Origin of the sequence: Sorangium sp. So ce381, assembly GCF_051473845.1 — a bacterium.
In the GTDB taxonomy this organism is placed as follows: domain Bacteria; phylum Myxococcota_A; class Polyangia; order Polyangiales; family Polyangiaceae; genus Sorangium; species Sorangium atrum.
The window spans coordinates 2,987,150-3,006,564 of record NZ_CP150336.1; the positions used below are offsets into that span (position 1 = coordinate 2,987,150).

Below are 19,415 nucleotides of genomic sequence, written 5' to 3' on the forward strand. Positions count from 1 at the left end.
ACGTTCGCGGGCTCGCCGCCGTCGGCGCCCACCTGACGCAAGCCCCGTCGAGCTCGGCGAGCTGGCCGGCTGGGCCGCCCAGCGGCAGCGTGGACGTGCTCAGGGGCGCAGCGGAGAGCCCTGGTGGCTCGTCGTCGGCAGTCGGGCCGCAGCGCCATCCAGCGGCGGCGTGCGCGCGCCGTGGCGAAGTTCGGGCGGCGCTCAGGGCTACGCTCATCGAACACGCGGCGCGCGATGCCTCCGTCGTTGGCGCCCTCCGCCCGCGTTCATGTGTGGCAGCGAGGCGTACTACCGGAACATCTTCTCCACGGAGAAGCGCCGCCGAACGCGGGCCCATGCGCAAGCCAGGGCTCGACCGGGAGCGCGGCCGCGGCGTGCGGCCGTAGAGCGCGAGGTTGGCGGCATGCGCGTCGCCACGCCGCAGCCCCGCGCTGTGGACTGACCACGGCGCCACGTTCGCGGGCTCGCCGCCGTCGGCGCCCACCTGACGCAAGCCCCGTCGAGCTCGGCGAGCTGGCCGGCTGGGCCGCCCAGCGGCAGCGTGGACGTGCTCAGGGGCGCAGCGGAGAGCCCTGGTGGCTCGTCGTCGGCAGTCGGGCCGCAGCGCCATCCAGCGGCGGCGTGCGCGCGCCGTGGCGAAGTTCGGGCGGCGCTCAGGGCTACGCTCATCGAACACGCGGCGCGCGATGCCTCCGTCGTTGGCGCCCTCCGCCCGCGTTCGGTACCATGACCACCCGTGCCGGAGCCGACCGACTTGCTGACCGCCTTCATCTGGCCCGTGCTGTCGGTTGCCGAGCTCGCTCTGGAGGACGCCGGGCGTTGTGACGGCCAACCGGCACGAGGAGGCCCATGTTGACTCGGCGTTCTGCGATGACTAGGCGATCCGCGGCGCACTAGGACGGCACAGGCGTCCACATTGATTCGTCCTGAGTGCAGAAGCGATACAAAGGGATCGATCGACATGACCATAAAAGTAGACCAGCTGCCCGACCGCGTTCACATCGAAGCCTTAAGGGACGCACTGTGGCGTCCAGTAAGCCGTGCTTCTGTGCTGGTTGGCGCAGGTGTGAGCCGGAATGCAGTAAAGATCAGCCCTGGTGTTCGGGCATTTCCGCTCTGGCCTGAAACGGCGGCTGAGCTGAAGAGAGCCCTGGATCCGAAAGCATGGGGCAACGATCCACTGCGCCTTGGCCAGACGTATCAAAACACCTACGGTCGGGCGCGCCTTGACGACTTGCTCCTTGATCTCATTCCCGATCGAAAGTACGAGCCAGGCGCTCTGCATATGCGATTGCTTCGCCTACCATGGTCGGATGTCTTCACAACGAACTACGACACCTTGCTAGAGCGGACGCGCAACAAGGTACCTGAGCGCAACTACGATGTCATCGAGACTCCGCAGGACCTGACCCGTGCTGAGCGCCCACGCATCGTGAAGCTACACGGCAGTTTTCCGGCAACCCGTCCATTTGTGTTTACTGCCGAAGACTACCGACGCTATCCGGTGGATTTTGCGCCGTTCATCAATCTCGTGCGTCAATCAGCGATGGAGAACGTTCTCTGCCTCATAGGATTCTCGGGGGACGACCCAAATTTTGTTCAGTGGGCCGGATGGGTACGGGACCAGCTCGGATCTACAGCACCGAAAATGTATCTCTGCGGCGTTTTAGACCTGACGACGCCTGATCGAAACTACTATCAACATATGCAGGTGAATCCAATCGATCTCGGTCCATTATTCCCTGAGCACGACTTTGCAGCTTCGGAGCGCCACAGCATAGCACTTGCTTGGCTGATTGAAAGCCTGCACTCCGGAGAGCCGGTCGACTTAGGAAAATGGCCCCGCCCGAAGTCACATTCGCGCACCGTCCTACCATTGCCAACTTGGCAGCCCCCGCTTCCATCTCCGGCCGCACCGCCGATTACTGCGCCCCCAAAGCAAATTGAGGGCGAGATGGACATGAAAACTCTGGAGGCGCTTCTCAAAAGCTGGCACAGCCGACGCATTTGTTACCCTGGATGGCCAGTATGCCCTGGCAATGCCTTAAGTTCGTTGCTGCAAGATACCCTGCATTGGATGTGGCACTTCGAGCGGCCTGCCGGCGTGCGCCTGTTGGAAGCCATGGATCCTGTCGCACGAGCAATCGCACTCCGGGAAATTGCATGGTGCGCGACAACTTGTCTCGTTCCACTGCCAAACACACTGCCGCTGCTAATTGAAAAAGTTCTACAAGCCATCAACCCTAGGCCGCGATTGATTGACAATCGCGACGCGGATATCACACCTGCCAGTGTGAGCGCATCGGTGCTGGGGCACCTCACCGAAGTGTGGGTGGATCTGGCGTTTTCGATGGTGCGTCACGCTTGGCAATTTCAAGATTTCGCGCTGCATGAACGCTGGCACACTCTGATGCGCTATATTGCGGAAAGCCGTCCTGATTGGCACGCTAGATGGTGGCATGCGAAGTGCTGGTACCACATCGTGAGGCTCGAGGCCGCTGAGGCGCTCAAGGCTGCGCGTGCTTGGCCTCAGGATGTTTCGATTCCGTTTTGGCATGCCAAGCACGGAATGGTGCTGGGTGAACTGGGCCAACTCACAGAGGCAAGGGAGATGGTCACTCAGGCGCTAGAGCGCGTGCGGCAAGGCCGTGATCTGGCCCAAATCGATTACCGGAGCCTGTCTGAAGAGGGGTGGATTCTGATACTGGAACAGGTATTAGACAATTATGCGTGGGAGGCATTGAAATTCGGGCATGAGTTGCGCGAGCGTCGGTTTCGAGAGCTCACCCGAGATCAATGCAACCCATGGGATGACTTGCAAGATCGTAGCAATGCAATACGCGACAATGAGTTCGGTAATCAGCTTGTGAGATCGCGCGGATTTGATCCAGGCTCTCAGCGAGAGAGCTTTAGTTGGAGCTCAAGGTCCTCGCAGATCGATGCTTGGGTTCTCATCTGTACTTTGTCGGATGGCCTGAGGCCTATCCGGAAGAGCAAAGGACTTATTGCCGCAGTGCGATGTCTATGGAGCGCGTCTCCGAGACTTTGCTTAAGTCTTGCCATCGTATCCAACGCTTCCGATGAATTGAGGGAAAACGAGTCTCTTGGTTCAATGGTCGGGCGCGCTTCAATGCTACATCTGAAACAGGATCAGTTTTGCGTCATTTTTGATTGGTTAACGTTCGTTTTGCGAGATGCCCTTTCCGAGTGGGAAGATTCTCGCCGGATGAATCGACCCGACTTAAAGAGCGATGGCAGGAGAATCAAGGGGGCCGCTGAACTCCTGTCGCGACTAACGGTACGTCTAGACAGTGCGCAGCTTGCCAATCTTTTTGAACTTGCGTGTGAGATGTATCTGTCATCGGCATGCCAGAGAAGTATCTCATTGCATCAGCCACTGGCTAATCTATTTCGACGGGTGATTTTTGCTTCACAACCTGAGCAACTCGTAAAATGGCTGCCGCGGCTACTTGCGCTTCCAGTTGTTGGCGAGCCAGGGTTCGAGGTTGAACACGCTCCGGTCTGGCCAGACCCGTTTAGTGGTATGTATTGGTTAGACACTTCTCACGCTAGCGCAGCGGAGATGAATGCCTGTGGTTCCGCGATTGCTCGTTTGCTAGATCTTGTCCGAATCGGAGAAACGGAGGCACGGTGCCGCTCCTCGTGGCGCCTAGCAGCACTGGCGCTAGCTGGAGTGCTGGCGCCGACGCAGATAGAGGAGCTCACCGCAGCCATCTGGAGTAGGACGGATGTCGATGGTTACCCGGTGGGGATTGGTTTCGCTCCTTGGGTACTGATCAAGTTGTTTGATCCGCCGCCGGGTAGAGCTAGGCAAGCAATTGTGGATCACTTACGCAACACGGAGCATGAACCTGACGAGTGGATCGCTCTGCTCGATTCTGCGGTGGCACCTTTGGCAGCATCGATCCACGACTATGTTCGAGTGCCTGGTGTCGCCTGGACGTCGGAGGAGGCGAGCGAGTGGCTTGATAGATTCATACTGATGTGGAAAAATCCAGACTTGGATAGGTGGCGCAAGAGCAGCACCGGACTTCCTCATCGTGTTGGTCATGTCCTGTCCACCGCAATTGCTCCATTTTTGGATCTTGCTCATAGCAATGTTCAGTCGCGGCTCATGGTATTTATTGACATGTTGTCTCTTCGTGATGAGCAAATGGCAGCTGTGTGTCCATTAATTATACTACTTGACGCTACGAAGCGCGATGCCGTGGCTAGCGATATCTACCGCGCGATAGTTAATGAGAAATCTGAGGTGGTAAAAGGAGGCATTGATGCCTTGGTCGTATGGTACGACTTGAGCCTTTCAAATAGGATCGATGAACCGCCGAGTTGGCTTATCGATCTCGCCGTAGCGTGCATAGAAACCAATCGTCGACCCGGGCTTGAGCACGTGCTGAGCGGGTTCGCCTTATTGCTGCAGCGAAAGCGGTTTGTTCTGGAGAGCCGGCATTTTCCGCAGTTTGAGCGAGGGTTGGATCGAGTTCGCGAATCATCGACAGTTATGGACCTAGAAGATCGTGCGTCGAATGATGACCTTCAAATTGATGGGGACGAGCGGGTAGCAATCACGGCCGAGGCGTCGATGCTCGCTGCTGCGCTTGCTGGAGTCTGCCTTCGTCGAGGGGTGATCGAACCAGCTGCGGTAGCGGCATGGCGCGCATTTGCAGCGGTCCACCCGTTGCCCGAGGTTCGACGACCATGGTGGCAGATCGACGTATTATTCCCTGTTGATCGAGAGGGCTCGCCGCAAGTTGAATAATTGTTAATATTTGATGATAGATATGCTATTGTCTTGTTCGAGGCGCACTCTAGTCGGGTAGGCCGGGGTCGACTATCCCCCGGCCCCCCACAGATCCGGACGTGCGGAATTCCCGCATCCGGCTCTTCGGGACACGGGTTCGCTACTGTTAGCGCCCAGCCTCAATAAGGCTTCAGGCCGACATCTCGCTCAAGCTCTTTGATGGAGGAGGGTACGCATCCCCGCACGAGGCATCGTCCACCGTGAGTGCAGGGGCGCCTCGTCGTGCCCGCCGGCTGCATTCCCGCGACCTATCTCAAATTCCCACGCCGTCTGCTCTTCCCTGCGCTTTTTTTTCAGATCATGGGGAACGCGGACGTTCGCGTCGCCGCCCCGGCTCGCCACGCCGAGATGCATTGCTTCGTCCCGACCGAAATTGTCATGCTCATCGTCGCTTTTCCCGCCGCCCACGGGTGTAGGAGCGGCCGCGGAGTGGGAGCGGAGCGTCGGCGCGGTGCCAGCCACAAAAGGCGACGAGGAGGCCCAGTCTTGGCGGACAACCTCCTCGTCGTGCTCCGGTTCGCGTGTCGAGGAATCGAAGCGGTCACAGTCTCGTCCACAGCGCGCTCGATATCAAGAGCTGGCAGCAGCAGTTGCCCACGGTCGAGGCCGTGCGCCCCGCTCGCTGCCCTGCGTGCGGAGCGGCGAGCCACCCCGTCGGGGGACCTCTTGGCCTCCACGGCCATGGCCTTCGCGAGCGGCAGGTGCGTGGCCCGGCCGGCCCGAACGCGCCCGCCGTTCTTCTCGTGCTCAAGCTGCGCCGTTACCGCTGCCTGCCCTGCGGGGCGGTGATCCTCGTCGGTCCACGCGAGCTGCTGCCGCGGCGGCACTACAGCGCCGCGGCGATCGGCTTCGCTCTTGCGCTCTACGGGCTCGTGCTGGCGACCGCCCGCGAGGTGCGCCGGCGGATCAGCCCGCAGACGATCCTGGGCGCCACGGCCTTCACCGGCTGGGCCACGCTCCGCCGCTGGACGCGCGCCGTCGCGCATCGACGCCTCTTTGCCGCACTGCCGTCGTCTGATCCCAGCGCGATGCTGCGCCGCGTGGCAGCGAGCGCGGCGGCCTCGCTCGCCGCCTACGCGGATCCGACCTCCCGGGGCGAAGCGCTGGAGCACCGAGCGTTCCTCGGCGCCGCGCACGCAGCGTGAGGGCGGCTGTCAGCGACGAGCCCAGAGAACAAGGCCCACCTGAGAGGATCCCTCCCTCGACGAGCCTCGGTGGCGCACAAGGGCCCCGCGCCGCAGGGCGCAGAAAGGACCCTTCGATATGGATCTCGGACCTGCCGATCACGCCGAGGCCGTCGCGATCTTTCGCGCTTCGGTCATCGGCCCCGTCATGCACCGCGAGCTCGGCCGCGGACGGCTCGCCACCGAGCTGCGCGCCTTGAGCGCCCAGCGCTTCCGGCCGCCGGGCGCCGACAGCACACGCACCTATTCGGTCCCCACGCTCGAGCGCTGGCTGTATGCGTACCGCGCCGCAGGCCTCGCCGGCCTTCGTCCCGAGCCGCGCTCCGATCGCGGCTTCGCGCAGGAGCTGCGCGCCGAGCTGCGCGAGCTCTTGCTCGACATCCGGCGCGAGCATCCCGCCGCCTCGGTGTCGCTCATCCTGAGCGCGCTCGTCGACGAGGGGCGCATCGATCCGGGCCAGGTCTCGGCGCCGACCGTGCGACGGTTGTATGCGGCGGCGGGTCTGTCGCGTCGGGCGGCGCGCTCGGAGCAACAGCCCAAGACACGGCTGCGCTGGCAGGCCGAGCGGCCCGGAGCGCTCTGGCACGGTGACGTCTGCCACCTGCCGCAGTGCAACATGGGCGGTCGGACGGTGCCTGTCCGCATCCATGGCTTGCTCGACGATGCCTCTCGCTACGTCGTCGCGCTCGAGGCGCACTCGACCGAGAGGGAGGTCGACATGCTCGGGCTGCTCGTGGACGCGCTTCGCCGTCACGGCAAACCGGATGCCCTTTACCTGGACAATGGCTCCACCTACCGGGGCGAAGTCCTCCGGACGGCGTGCTCGCGACTCGGTATCACCCTGCTGCATGCGAAGCCCTATGACCCGCAGGCGCGCGGCAAGATGGAGCGCTTCTGGCGGACGTTGCGCGAGGGGTGCCTGAGCTTCCTCGGCGAGGTCGCGTCGCTCAAGGACATCGACGCACGGCTCAAGGCCTTCCTCGAACGGCGTTATCACGCGGCGCCGCACGCCGGGCTCATGGGCAAGAGCCCCGCGAAGCTGTACGCGCAAAAGCCCGCCGGCGAGGGCGCGGTCGAGGAGCGGGCGCTGCGCGCCGCGCTGACCGAGCGCAGCCGGCGGCGCGTGTCCAGCGACAATGTGATCTCCATCGACGGCGAAGCGTGGGAGCTCGACCAGGGCTACCTGGCTGGCCAGCTCGTCACGGTGGCTCATTGTCACGTCGCCCCGGACGCGACCCCGTGGGTCGAGCACGAGGGCAAGCGCCTGCCGCTCCGCCACCTCGATCCGGCGAAGAACGCGCGGCGCCGGCGGCCGCCACGCGGCGGTCCGCTCGCACAAGCGCCGAGCCGCCCCACCGACTTCGCTCCGACGAGGGCGCTGCTGCGGGCTGGAGGCGAAAGGCCGCAGGCCCCGGAGCCCGACGACAGCTCCGAGGGAGGTGCTCGATGAGCGAGTCCTTCGTCCGATGCTTCGGGCTCTCCGAGTCGCCCTTCTCCAAGGAGATCCCGGACAGCGATCTCTGGCTGCCGCCCTCGAAACATGAGCTCGTCGAGGAGCTGTGCGACGCGGTCCACGAGCGCTCCCAGGTGCTGCTCGTCGGCGAGCCGGGCGCCGGCAAGACGTGCGTGCTGCGCGCGCTGCGCCATCGCTTGCCGCAGGCCGGATTCCGCCTGACCTACTGCCACAACGCCACGCTCGGGCGCCGCGACTTCTACCGGCAGCTCTGCCAGGCCCTCGGCCTGACCCCTGCAGCGACCGCAGCCGCCGTCTTCTACGCGGTCAGCGCGCACGTCGAGAACCTCGGACGAGAGCGGATTCACCCGGTCTTCCTGCTCGACGAGGCCCATCTGCTTCATCAGGACACGTTGGACCATCTTCACATCTTGGCGAATTACGAATGGGACAGCCGCGCGCTGCTGAGTCTGATTCTGGTCGGGCTACCCGACCTCAAGGACCGGCTTGAGCTGCGCAAGAACCGCTCCCTGTACTCGCGGATCGACCGGCGCCTGTCGATCGGACCGATGACGGCGGATGATACGAGCGAGTATGTCCGCCTGCGGCTCGGCCGTGCCGGTTGCGATCGCGATCTCTTTACCTCCGAGGCGCTGACCTCGCTGCACGAGGCCGCCGGCTCGAGCCTGCGCGAGATCGACCGCGTGGCCACCGCCGCGCTGCGCGAGTCGGCTCGGCGGAAAAAGAAGCTCGTCGAGCGGGACGTCATGGCCCGGGTGATCGGCGACGTGAAGAGTGACGCCGACTGAACGGCGTCTACGCTCACGCGTGGCAGGCGCCGGCAGCCATCGCGCCGTCGGCGCCTACGGGTCATCCGCCGCGATGGCCATCGCGCGTTGAGGGCCCCCGCGCGCCGGAGATGGCCATCGCCCAGCGGCGCCGCCCGTGCACGCGGGTGATGGCCATCGCCCTCCTCGACCTCGCCCGCGCAGGCTCGTGATGGCCATCAACCAGACGGCGCGCAACGCCATCAATCAGCCTGAGCGTCAACAGCTACGAGCGGGCAGGAGCGGGGCGCGTGATGCGCGGCCGCGGAAGGGGGTACCTCTTCAGCGTAAGCGCCCGACCATCGCCATGGGCATGGCCCCTTGCGGCTCTCGCGGGGGTCGACGATGTTGGACGCGGGGCGGCGTCGGCCCACGACTCGGCGCGAGCACAGGTGGTCCTGAAAGAGAGCCTGGCGAGGCGGTCTCTGCCTGCATCGGCGGCCGAGACTCGCGTTGTTCAGGTCGCGTCAGCGTCGCAGGCGGAGGCCACCTCGCCGGGCCCTCGCCCCTGTTTCAGGACCGCCTGCGCCTGCGCCGAGTCGTGCGCCGACGCCGCCCCGCGTCCAACATCGTCGACCCCCGCGAGAGCCGCAACAGGCCGTACCCATGGCGATGGTCGGGCGCTCACGGGGCGCCGTCTTCGCGCGCTCCTCGGGCGTCGCCGGTCGCGCGCTCCTCGGGCGTCGCCGTTGTTGCCCGCGCTCTGCCGTCGCTGTCGCATCGCGGGGACAAGCCTATGTCCGCAGCCCACTCCGCGTCCGGATGCTGGCCGCCGAACGGATACCTGAATTCCAGTAAGCATACTCTGTTGCTGGCTCGGTCAATTACTTAAATTCATCGCTGCCATCCTCATTTCGACACTCTTCCGAATTGAGATGTTGGTCGGACCTATCTCCAGGTATGTTGCTCGCTATTAGATCCGACCGGCGACGCGCTTCTTCGTGCAACGCTATGGCGGACGCTGGGACGATTGCCACGCCAAAAAACTGGCTCTCGATAGCCTTACTGGTGAGAACGCCATATTTGTTCCTGATGTATTCCCACTGAGAATTTCCTACGCGTGGATTTTTGAAGTCCGTATCCAGCATGAGGGCGCGACCATCCCTGGCTAAAATTTCGGCGTCCACTACTGCGCCCTTTTCGTGTACCCGTGAATATACATGACTGGAGCGAAATCGGTCGAGATTGGGCGAATGGTGGTTCACAAAAAGCTGGCCGCCTTCTCGTGTGCACAGCATGGCCGCATCAATTTCCGGACAGCGCTCAAATTCATTGTCGTTATAATAATAACATTTTAGTGGCTCGGGTGATTTGTAGAGGTCACGAAGCGCGAAAAGTAGGTGAGTTCCGAGGAGCTGCTTCTCCATGCAGTCGATCACGAACCTGTCGTCTTGATGGAGAGCAACGACCCAGAGAATGCGAAAGGCTTCGGGAGAAGCCGGAGTTGCGACTAGTTGCGCGCGTGCCTTTATGATGGTGTTCGACAGAATCGTCCAGGGCTCGATTTCTCGCGAGGTCGTGGCATATCCGTTAGCGTGAGCGCGCTCTCTGGCAGCATGCCACTCACGGTGTGGCTCGCGAAACTTTGCTTCGACGACGTACTCTTCTTCGTTCCAAATGGCCCGAAGATCTGCACGCTTTTGCCCCTCCACAACTGAAATATCCTCGACCTCGCAGCCCAGGGAGGAAAAAAATGTGCGTGCGTGTTCAGTGGACGGCTCTCGCATGCGTGTCTCTCATGTTTGGTTGGCAACGATTTGTGCTGCAGGGGTCAGCGTGGTGTAGACAATATTATACAGCCGAGTGAACTCGTTGGATCTGTTGGTTTTTGTAGGCGGATCAGTGGACCGTACTTTTTGTACGTTAGCGGGAGATTCTTGACAGGTCGGAATGGCTTTCGCGGGCTATCCTCCAAAACGGCTATTCGTCACCACAACCACAGGTCACAGATAGAACGAATAGCGACGCGTCCGCTCCAGCCAGAGCGTGAAGGTCGCGAGATCGAGCACATGCGCGTCGTCGCCGAGCGCGGCGCCGAGACACCTCGCCACGTCGCGGTCCTGCTCGTGCGAGCTGTCGGCGAGGGTGGCCAGCCACGCGCCGACCTTCGTCTGCGGCGGCTGCGCCTCGGCGCTCGCCACCAGCGCGAGCGCGCGACGGCGCTGCGTGGCCAGCATGGCGAGCAGCGCCATGCACACGCGGTAGGGCGCCGGGTTCGTCGTGGTGAACACGTCCAGCTCTACGTCCGACAGCGCCGTCTTCACCAGGCGATAGGTGTTGGCGAAGCGCTTGAGCGCGCGCGGGTTGCCATCGAGGAGCGAGCCCAGCGCCTCCACGTGGTCCAGCTCGACCTGGGTGATCTCCACCTTGCTGGTGAGCGTGGCGCTGCGCTCGGACCGCTTCGTGTGCCCGGCGCCCGCGTCCTCGGCGGCGCTCTCCGTCTGCGGTGACCCGGCGCGCGGCTGCTCCAGCGCTTTCTCCTGGATCCGCGGCGTCTCCGGTAATCGCGGCGGCGCCGGCGCCCTGGGACCGAGCAGGGCGCGCACCAGCGCGGGCCGCTGCGTGGTGGGGATGGGGCGCAGCCACAGGGGGATCTGGAAGATCTTCTCCAGGTAGTAGGCCGCCGTCGTGGCGCCGCCGAGCATCTGCAGCTCCTGCTCGCTGAAGGCCGACGCGGCGAGCAGCAGGCCGGGCTCCTGGCGCAGGCATTGGGTGACCCAGCGCGGGTCCACGGCGACCACCACCACGAAGAGCGGGAAGGCGAGCAGAAGGTGGACCGCGCGCAGCACCTCGATCACCTTGTCCTCGGGGCAGCGATCGAGGTCGTCGATGTAGAGCACGATCCGGCTCACCGTCGGCGGCGGCGCATCCTTCTTCTCGGGGTCGTAGTATTCCTCGGAGGCCTTGGTCATGAGGCGCGAGAGGCGTTCGAAGTCGTTCCGCACCTGCGCGAAGATGCCCAGCTCGCGCCGGTAGGTTTGGGTCGCCTCGCGGTCGCCCACGAACTCCTCGAGCAGGACGTTCGTGGAGAGCCGCTCCAGCTCGCGCCTCCGCTCTGACAGCTCGGCGTCGGCCTTCGCGCGGCGCTCCACGGCCTCGGCTCGCTTGCGCTCCAGCTCCGCGAGCTCCTTCTGCTTGGCTGCGGGCGCGTTCTCCAGGCGGCCGAGCTCCTCGCGCAGGCGCGCGATGTCGGCGACGTGCGCGTCGACGGCCGCGCGGGCGTTGGCCAGCTCGGCCTCGTGGGCGTCGGTCACCTGCTTCGCGGCGGCCTCCGCGCGCCCCTCGATGGCCCTCTTCAGCTCCTTCCCCTTTGCCGCGACCTTGCTGAGCCGCTCGCGCCACGCCTCCGCGACGGGGCGCGCTGCTGCGATCAGCGCCAGCGCCGAGCCGATTGTGGGGGCGATCACGTGAGCGTACGTGTTCGTCGTCATGAACCGGGCCACCACGGCGATCAGCGCGACGGCTCCCACGCCGAGCAGCAGGTGCTCGACGCCGAGTGCGGATACCTCGCGGCCTTGCTTCACGAGGTCGTCGAGAGCGCCCTCCGCGCGGCTGATCTCGTTATCCTCGCGGAGCTCGCCGATGACGACGTCGAGCGCGGCGCGCGCGGGAGCCTGGGCGCGCCGGCGCTCGATCTCGTCCGCGACGCTCTGGAGGCGCTCCGCCAGCGTGTCGCGCGCCGCGTCGAAGGCCTGCTCCGCGGTGCTCAGCTCGGCCTGCCTCGCCTTGATGTCCTGGTCCAGGCCCTGGATCTCCGCGGCGACCTGCTCGTGCTCCCCCTTGGCCCGCTCGACCTCGTCCTCGCGCTCCTTCACGGACGCCTCGGCGCCGCGGATGGCCTTGAGCAAGGCCTCCTTGCGCGCCGCGAGCTCGGCCTGCTCCTTCTCGGCGTCAGCCTGCGCGTCGAAGCGCAGGTTGCGGAACAGGTGATCCACCATGCTCGCGATGATGTTGCGCTCGCTGTAGTGCCAGGCGTTGAACTCCACCTGAGCGATCTGCCCGTGGTACGCGCAGGCGGCGCGCTCCTCGCTGGACACGTGGCGGGCCAGCGCGGCGAGCGCGGCCACGCGTTCGCGCACGGCGCGCATGAAGAAGCTCTTGCCCGATCCCCACGCGCCGAAGATGCCGATCGAGAGCGGCGTGATCGTCATGCGCCCGGCGATGAGCATGGCGAACGCCTCGACCTCCCGCTCGATGTTCAGAAGATCGGGCCCACGTGGACCGTCGGCGTCGAAGCCGGGCACGGAGACGGCCGGGGCGCGCGCCGCGAACTCCTTCCATGCCGCCGCCTCGGCGGGGAAGCGCGTGGACATCTCCTCGGCCAGCTCCAGGCACAGGGCGCGCCGATCGATGCGCAGGCGCAGGAAGTCGGCGAGGTGGTAGTTCTTGCGGATCGCGTATGCGGCCAGAAAATGGCGGACGTCGAGCGTCCCGGACCCGGTAGCGTCGCGGATCGCCTTCGCCTCGTGGAGCGCATCGCGGAAGGACGTGGTCGTGAGGGTGGGGCTCGTGGAGACGCCGCCCTTCACGTTCGAGCGCGCGCCAACGATAGCGGCGGTGCCGACGCCCCGCCTGGCGAGGTGGCCGCGCAGCCATACGCAGACGTCATCGCGACCGGCGACCATCGCCGCGAGCATCGACGAGAAGGTGAGGGTGCAGTTGTCCTTGGTTCTCTGCTGAGCGAGGGTCCACCCGTGCCCGTACGCGAAGAGATCTGCCAGCGCGGGCGTGACGACCTCCATCCACGTCCGCCCGCGAGGTGGGTCGACGGTGTCGTCATGGAGAGAGACCGATTTCTCGCTCATGCTGGTGCCGGTGCTCATGGCGCGCCCCTCGGTGCCGCGATGGTACTTGCTTCGCGCGTGGTGTGGTGGCGAAATAGCCGATTTACCGCCAAAACTGAGGCTGCGCGGACGCGCGGGACCGGGGTCACGGTAGCTCGTCTAGCGAGGGGATTCGTCGATGACATTTTCCCCGTGCTGGGCAAAGGTCGCGGCCATGTTCGCGATCGTCGCGGCCGTGATCGGGGTGCTGCTGTCGGCGTTCAAGCCACGAGCGAGCCTGGTGACTGAGAACCTTGCGCTCCTTCAGCAACTGGCGGCGCTGCGCCGCGAGGTGCGCCGGCCGCATCTTCACCCCGTGGACCGAGCCTTCTGGGTCCTTCTGTCACGCGTCTGGTCGCGGTGGACCGACGTGCTGGCGATCGTCCGGCCGGCGACGGTGATCGCATGGCATCGCCGCGGCTTTGCCCGGTTTTGGACGTGGAAGTCGCAACGCATGGGTCGTCCGCCCCTGAGCGAGGAGCTTGTGCAGTTGATCGAGCAGATGGCTCTTTCATAATCGTGCTCGCACCCACCTCAAGTTGCTTTGGCACGACGGTTCCGGATATTGGGTGGTGTACAAGCGACTTGATCGCGGCTCCTACCGCATCCCGCTCGCGATCCCCTCGAATGCTGCGCACGTCACCGTTGGTGCGCGCGAGTTCGCCCTCATGCTCGAGGGGGCCGACTGCGCCGTCCTCCGCGCGGCACGTCCCTCCGCCGCGCTGCCGCGCTGATCTCCTCTCCTGATCTCTTCACGACGTCCTTGCGCCCAGCCGCACGATGGTTATTCGTGCGCCCATCTTGGACTTGACGGCGTGCTCGCAGTGCGACGTTCTTCGAGCCGAGCTCGATGTCGCGCACCGTCGAATCGTCGAGCTGTAGAGGGAGACCGCGTCGCTACGCGGCCAGCTTCGCGAGGCACTCAAGCTCGCCGACGTACAGAAGACCGATCTCGATCGGCTCCGCGAAGAGCAGGAGCGCTCTCGACCCAACCGTCCCGAGCGCGCGCCCAGCCACGAGATGCAGCTCGCCCTCGAGCGCGTCGTCGCGACCTTCGGCGACCTCGCGCCCGCCAACGACTTGCCCGCTGCCGAGCTGCCCAAGAAGCCCGACGACACCGCGGCTGTCGCGTCCTGCGACAAGACCCACGAGCCCAAGGCCAACAAGCCGGACAAGCGACGCGACCCGCACGGTCGGCGGTGGCTCGATCTCACCCGTCTGCCCGTCGAGGTCATCGAGGTTGATCCCGACAGGATCGCAGCGTGGTGTAGACAGTATTACGCAGGTCGGAATGGCTTTGTGCGGGCTATCCTCTCATCGTCTGGCTCGCTTTCGGCCTGCTGGCGCTGGTTCTCGCCTGCTCCGGTCCTGTGCCACCTCGGCCGCCATCGCCGACAGTGCCGGCCAAGGGCAAGACGGTTCGATCTCCGCGGATCTCCGCACCTGTTCTATCCGGGCGCCTCGTGAATGCGGGTTGCTACCGTCGGCGCGACCTTTCTCTCCCCTCCGGTGCTGGCACCAGGCCGAGCAGGCGACCGATCGCCTCGTGAACGATCCGCGCCGCCTCCTCATCCCCAAGGGCGACGGCGCGGTTCAGGGTGCCGGCGAGCGAGGCAACCACGATGGCCCGAGGCGAGGGGTCGGCCGACGCGAGCTTCCCAGGATCGAGGCTCACCGGTTGGGCCCGGGTTGGGCCCACCCCCACCGACGGGCTGCGATCGGTCGATTGCGGTAGGGACGGCCCTTCGCCTTGTGGGCTCGGGCCGCCCCCCGCGCGGATCCCAGCGAGCGGCACTACCGCACTGGGCTCTTGCCTCGGGTTCTGACGCGGAAGCGCTCTTCTGGCCAGGGATGCAGAATGCGTACAGGGGGGATCCAGCGCTGACCGAGTCGCTGCATTCGCGCCCAGGTGGTGCGGTCACGCTGACTTCGGCGGCGGAGCGCTCGATGCCAGTGACGGGTCACCTGGGTACGGAACCACTGCAACGATTGACCGTTGGACGGAACGGCGTAATACAAGAAGTGTCCTTGCACTACACTTCGCAGCCACTTCCCCTGCTCGGGGATGAGGTGATGTCGGCGCCGCTGCAACTCGGCCTTGACTTCGTGCAGCTTCTTCCGCATCCGCTCCCGCATGGTTCGCCGTACGATGAGAAACTTCCCCATCCAAGTCTTCCCGCAAATGTGCGTGAAGCCCAGGAAGTTGAAGCTCTCCGGCTTTCCCTGACCTTTCTCCTGTCGATTGGACGCCGCGTAGCGACCAAATTCGAGGATGCGGGTCTTATCGGGGTGCAACTCCAGCGCAAACTTCCGCAATCTCTCGCGGAGATCTTGCAGGAACCGCTCGGCGTCCGTGCGGTACTGGAATCCAACGACGAAGTCGTCCGCAAAACGCGTGATGATGACGCTCCCGCGCGCATGCCGAATCCTCCATTGCTGGACCCACAGGTCGAGTACATAGTGGAGATAGATGTTCGCCAGCAAGGGTGAAACCGTTGCTCCTTGCGGAGTACCCTCCTCACCTCTCGTCCACTCCTCACCCTCTATCACTCCTGCGCTCAACCACTTCTGGATGAGACGCAGCATCCGCCTGTCCGCGATTCGGTGCTCGAGAAATCTCACCATCCACCCGTGATCGATGGCATCGAAATAACCACGAATGTCGGCATCGAGCACCCAGCTCACCTTGCATCGGCGAATCCCGACGGCGAGGGCATCCAGCGCATGGTGCTGGTTGCGCCGCGGCCGAAATCCGTACGAGAAGCCGAGAAAATCCGCTTCGTAGATGGTATTCAGCACTTCGACGACGGCTCGCTGGACGATCTTGTCCTCCAACGAGGCTATGCCGAGCGGCCGCTGCCGCCCGTCTGCCTTCGGAATGTACACCCTCCGCGACGGTTTTGCCCGGTACGCCCCACTGCGCAATCGAGCGTGCAGATCCAGGAGGGTGTCCTCCAGTTTGCCCGCGTATTGCTCCCACGTCACCCCGTCGACTCCGGGTGCCGCATTCCGTTGCAGGGCAATGAATGCGGCTCGTAGTCGGTCGATGGTGAGATGGTGGAAGAGCGCCGTGAACTTCGCTTTCCTGTCCCATCTTGCGACTTCCCGTACGCGATCCAACGCACTGGGCACGCTTGTCCGGCGCTGCGTCCGGGGCGTGTTTTGCTGGTTCGCGTTCCCCTTGGCCAGACCCCTTCCCTCCACGGCCTCCGCGTCCGGTTGCCCGGCCTTGTTCGGCAGCTTCGTCGGTACTATGGGCCTGTCTGACCTCCCCTGGCCGTTCATCATCGGCTTACGGCCTTGGCCTTTCCTTTGCGTCCCACCTCGCCATCGAGGGTGGGAGGCCAGGGGATCTCCCGGTTCTCGCACACGGAGAGTCCGCACATGCTCGGGGTCTTCGACCGCGCGGGGTCGCCCAGGAGCTCGCGCTGGCGCTCCTGGTCGTGTGGCCTTCCGCTTGCGTGAACAGCGTCGGCACCCCGATCGAGGGTATTTCGCGGCTCAATGTCCCTGCCTGCGCGTACCCCTGCCAACGCTTCGCCGACCTCCTCACGGATGCCTGCGCATGACTCGGGGCCATCATGGCTCGCTACGCCTTTGATGTAGGTCTCTTGCATACCCATCTCCGTGCCGGTTTATCCCGGCGCACTCACGCCCTCCCCAAATCCCCGGGGATGCGACGGATCGCGACGGTTCGCCACCGCGGAATCGTCCCGCCAGAGAAATCGGTCGATGACGAGCGGTCGCCGGAAACAGTAGAGATTTTCATGGTTTCCGCCTGTTTCGCTGCCGAGGGCGGCTCCGGTGTGGCCCAATGGGGCGCCCTCCGCCGTCGCGTCGCCCGCCGCCTGGCTCCGCGACGCGCTTGCGCTGGCCGCGCTCCAGTGGGACGCGTGCCATCGCGCGCCGCTCCTCGACGGCGAGGGGCTCGGCCTCGGCTGGCTCACCGCCGCCCTCCGGCGCCTCTTCCAGATCCACGACGCATGCGTCGTCGATGACCTCGTCGCAGGCGCGCTGCACACCTTCCGCCTCGCCTACCTCGATCGCCTCGGCCCCCCACGGCGTCGACGCGATCATCGCCCTCGTCGAGCGACGCCGCGCCACACTCGCACCCACACATGACGCTGCGACACCCGCGCGCCTCGGTATCATGCTGCCCCACCGGGCGAAACCGCGCCCTCCGCTCGCTTGCCGAACCAGGCGGCAAGACATGGGGATCAGCACAGGGTTCCGACGCGGGCCGGTCGGCCGTGGCGTCCGCAGCAGATCGCGCGGATGCTGAAGTAGGCGCCGCCGCTCCGGCGTGGGGCAGGGCACCGCCTCGCCGGAGGGCGATCGGGAAAGTGCCTTTTGGGGGGCGTCGGATGCGGCGCCTGCTGGGGTCACCGCCGACGCCCGCGCGGATTACGGCGTGTAGCGCGTTCGCGCTCCGCGTGCGCGTCCTCGCCGAGGGCACTGGAGACCTCGCGGAGCAACGCGACGAGCGTCCTTTGCTTCATCTTCGTGAGGCAGCCGAAGATCGCGTCGTTCGCGTCGCGCACGGTGGCGACGGCGGGCTCGACGCAGGCGCGTCCTGTCTCCGTGAGCCGATAGCGTCGCGCGCGCCTATCGTCGGGGTCGGGAGTGCTCACGAGGAATCCGTCGCGCTCCATCCGGGCGAGCATCTGCGCCATCGCAGGCTGGCCGATCTCCGCGCGCCGAGCGAGCTCCTTCTGCGCCAGGGTCTCGCCTTGTCGAAGCGCGCCGAGGACAGGGAGCCACGCGACGCTCACGCCCAAGCGCGCGAGCAACTCGTCGTTCCGGCGCGCGAGCAGACGCGCGAGCCGCGCGACGAGGTAGCCGGGGGAGCTGGTCGGGTCGAAATCGTCGGGGAGGACTTGCATCACCGCCAATGTAATATACATTGGCACCGATATATCTTCCGGAGACATGCTCATGAACCAGTTCCCTCGCATCGCCATCGTCGGCGCCGGCCCTGCCGGCCTCACTACCGCCCGCGTCCTCCGACAGAGCGGCATCGCTGCCACGATCTTCGACGCCGACATCGGCGCGAACGCCCGCGACCACGGAGGCTCGCTCGACCTGCACTCCGACAGCGGCCGAGTCGCCATCAAGCTCGCCGGCCTCGAAGAAGCGTTTCGCGCGAAGGCTCGATTCGAGGACCAGGGCACTCGCCTCGTCGCACACGCGAGCGCAACGATCGTCCACGACTCGCGTCCCGAAGATATCGACGCGCGACCGGAGATCGATCGCCGCGAGCTTCGAGAGCTCCTGCTCGATTCACTCGCCCCCGGAGCGCTGCATTGGGGCAAGAAGCTCGTGCGCGTCGAGTCTGTGAGCGATCTGCAGCGCCTCGTCTTCGAGGACGGCACCACAGACGACTTCGACTTCGTGGTGGGCGCCGATGGGGCCTGGTCAAAGGTGCGCGCGGCGTTGACGGACGTGAGGCCGGTCTACACGGGCGTCACGTTCTTCGAGTGCTGGCTCGACGACGTCGACGCGCGCCACGCGGAGCTCGCCGCGCTCCTCGGGCACGGGACGATGTTCGCGCTCCACGGACGGAAGGGCATCGTCGCGCAGCGCAACGCGCATGGCCATGTGCGCGTCTACGTCGTAATCCACGTCCCCGACACTTGGGGCGCCGAGCTCCTTCGCTCGGCAGGTATCGCTGCTGCGAAGAAGGTGCTCTGCGCGCACTTCGAGGGCTGGGCCCCGGCGCTGATCGCGTTTATCGAGCGTTCCGGCGATCACCTCGCGAGCCGCCCCATCCACGCCCTTCCTCCGGACTTTGCTTGGACATCGAACTCGGGGCTTACGCTCGTCGGCGACGCAGCACACCTGATGCCTCCGGTCGGCGTGGGTGTGAACCTCGCGATGCAGGACGCAGCCGACCTCGCGGTTGCACTCTCGAGCGGTCCCGCGTGGCGCGTGGCGGTGCGCGCGCACGAAGAGAACATGATCGCGCGCGCTCAGGCGCTCGCCCCCGAAGCGGCGGCTGGCTTCCAGGAGATGTTCGGCGCGGATGCGGAAGCCCACGCCCGCGAGCATTTGGCGAAACGCGAGGCCGCCTGAGCGGCACCTGCACAGCAGCATCCGCGTCGTCACGCCCGACGAGCGCCACCGGGGCCGCGATGGCGCGCTCCTCGCCGCCCGGCACGCCCTCTACCAGCGGGCCCGCCGCAGGACGCCCCGGCGCTGGACCGGCCAGACACGCAACTGGACGCCTATCGGCCCGTGACCCTCAACCCCCACACGCACGAGGCTCAAGCACTCACGAGGATGTGACCGAATCAACGGACAACTATC

The 19,415-nt window shown here is 65.2% G+C and carries 12 protein-coding genes and 2 pseudogenes; 10 read left to right on the top strand and 4 right to left on the bottom strand.

What is annotated here, in order from left to right; translation table 11 throughout:
* Positions 1-961: 961 nt before the first annotated feature.
* The 4 genes from WMF29_RS11395 (at position 962) to WMF29_RS11410 (ending at position 8,268) form a co-directional block, all read left to right on the top strand.
* Entirely contained in the window at positions 962-4,780 is a 3,819-nt protein-coding gene (locus tag WMF29_RS11395; protein ID WP_437328861.1) for an SIR2 family NAD-dependent protein deacylase, read from the top strand.
* Between the two features lie 563 nt (positions 4,781-5,343).
* Entirely contained in the window at positions 5,344-5,967 is a 624-nt protein-coding gene (locus tag WMF29_RS11400; RefSeq protein ID WP_437324084.1) for a hypothetical protein, read from the top strand.
* A gap of 118 nt (positions 5,968-6,085) precedes the next feature.
* Positions 6,086-7,456, top strand: coding sequence for a DDE-type integrase/transposase/recombinase (locus WMF29_RS11405; protein WP_437324083.1), 1,371 nt, complete (start codon positions 6,086-6,088; stop codon positions 7,454-7,456).
* Entirely contained in the window at positions 7,453-8,268 is an 816-nt protein-coding gene (locus tag WMF29_RS11410; RefSeq protein WP_437324082.1) for an ExeA family protein, read from the top strand. The genes WMF29_RS11405 and WMF29_RS11410 overlap by 4 nt, the downstream gene beginning before the upstream one ends.
* 842 nt (positions 8,269-9,110) lie before the next feature.
* On the opposite strand, the gene WMF29_RS11415 is transcribed toward WMF29_RS11410, so the two are convergent.
* Together WMF29_RS11415 and WMF29_RS11420 are read right to left on the bottom strand one after the other, a co-directional pair.
* Positions 9,111-10,013, bottom strand: a complete 903-nt coding sequence (locus tag WMF29_RS11415) for a hypothetical protein (protein WP_437328862.1) — start codon at positions 10,011-10,013, stop codon at positions 9,111-9,113.
* A gap of 216 nt (positions 10,014-10,229) precedes the next feature.
* Positions 10,230-13,109 carry a P-loop NTPase fold protein gene (locus WMF29_RS11420; protein ID WP_437328863.1) on the bottom strand — a complete coding sequence of 960 codons (2,880 nt, stop codon included), beginning with the start codon at positions 13,107-13,109 and terminating at the stop codon, positions 10,230-10,232.
* A gap of 175 nt (positions 13,110-13,284) precedes the next feature.
* Here WMF29_RS11420 and WMF29_RS11425 point away from each other — a divergent pair, with 175 nt between their 5' ends.
* The 3 genes from WMF29_RS11425 to WMF29_RS11435 all read left to right on the top strand — a co-directional run bounded on the left by WMF29_RS11425 (position 13,285) and on the right by WMF29_RS11435 (position 14,576).
* Positions 13,285-13,626, top strand: a complete 342-nt coding sequence (locus WMF29_RS11425; protein ID WP_437328864.1) for a helix-turn-helix domain-containing protein — start codon at positions 13,285-13,287, stop codon at positions 13,624-13,626.
* Positions 13,627-13,648: 22 nt separating this feature from the next.
* Positions 13,649-13,843 carry an IS66 family insertion sequence element accessory protein TnpB gene (gene tnpB / locus WMF29_RS11430; protein WP_437328865.1) on the top strand — a complete coding sequence of 65 codons (195 nt, stop codon included), beginning with the start codon at positions 13,649-13,651 and terminating at the stop codon, positions 13,841-13,843.
* A gap of 286 nt (positions 13,844-14,129) precedes the next feature.
* Positions 14,130-14,576: a hypothetical protein gene (locus tag WMF29_RS11435; RefSeq protein WP_437328866.1), complete on the top strand. Its 447-nt coding sequence runs from the start codon at positions 14,130-14,132 to the stop codon at positions 14,574-14,576.
* Positions 14,577-14,907: 331 nt separating this feature from the next.
* On the opposite strand, the pseudogene ltrA reads toward WMF29_RS11435, so the two are convergent.
* Positions 14,908-16,397, bottom strand: a pseudogene (ltrA, locus tag WMF29_RS11440) (group II intron reverse transcriptase/maturase); the annotation flags it as partial.
* A 516-nt stretch (positions 16,398-16,913) separates the two neighbouring features.
* On the opposite strand from ltrA, the gene WMF29_RS11445 reads away from it, so the two are divergent.
* Positions 16,914-17,231, top strand: a complete 318-nt coding sequence (locus WMF29_RS11445) for a hypothetical protein (RefSeq protein ID WP_437328867.1) — start codon at positions 16,914-16,916, stop codon at positions 17,229-17,231.
* 260 nt (positions 17,232-17,491) lie between these two features.
* On the opposite strand, the gene WMF29_RS11450 is transcribed toward WMF29_RS11445, so the two are convergent.
* Positions 17,492-18,046, bottom strand: a complete 555-nt coding sequence (locus tag WMF29_RS11450) for a MarR family winged helix-turn-helix transcriptional regulator (RefSeq protein ID WP_437328868.1) — start codon at positions 18,044-18,046, stop codon at positions 17,492-17,494.
* Between WMF29_RS11450 and WMF29_RS11455 the strand changes: the two genes are divergently transcribed.
* Positions 18,045-19,181 carry an FAD-dependent oxidoreductase gene (locus WMF29_RS11455; RefSeq protein ID WP_437328869.1) on the top strand — a complete coding sequence of 379 codons (1,137 nt, stop codon included), beginning with the start codon at positions 18,045-18,047 and terminating at the stop codon, positions 19,179-19,181. The two genes, WMF29_RS11450 and WMF29_RS11455, sit on opposite strands and share 2 nt — an antisense overlap.
* 4 nt (positions 19,182-19,185) lie before the next feature.
* Positions 19,186-19,394 (top strand): annotated as a pseudogene (locus WMF29_RS11460) (IS3 family transposase); the annotation flags it as partial.
* Positions 19,395-19,415: the final 21 nt, after the last annotated feature.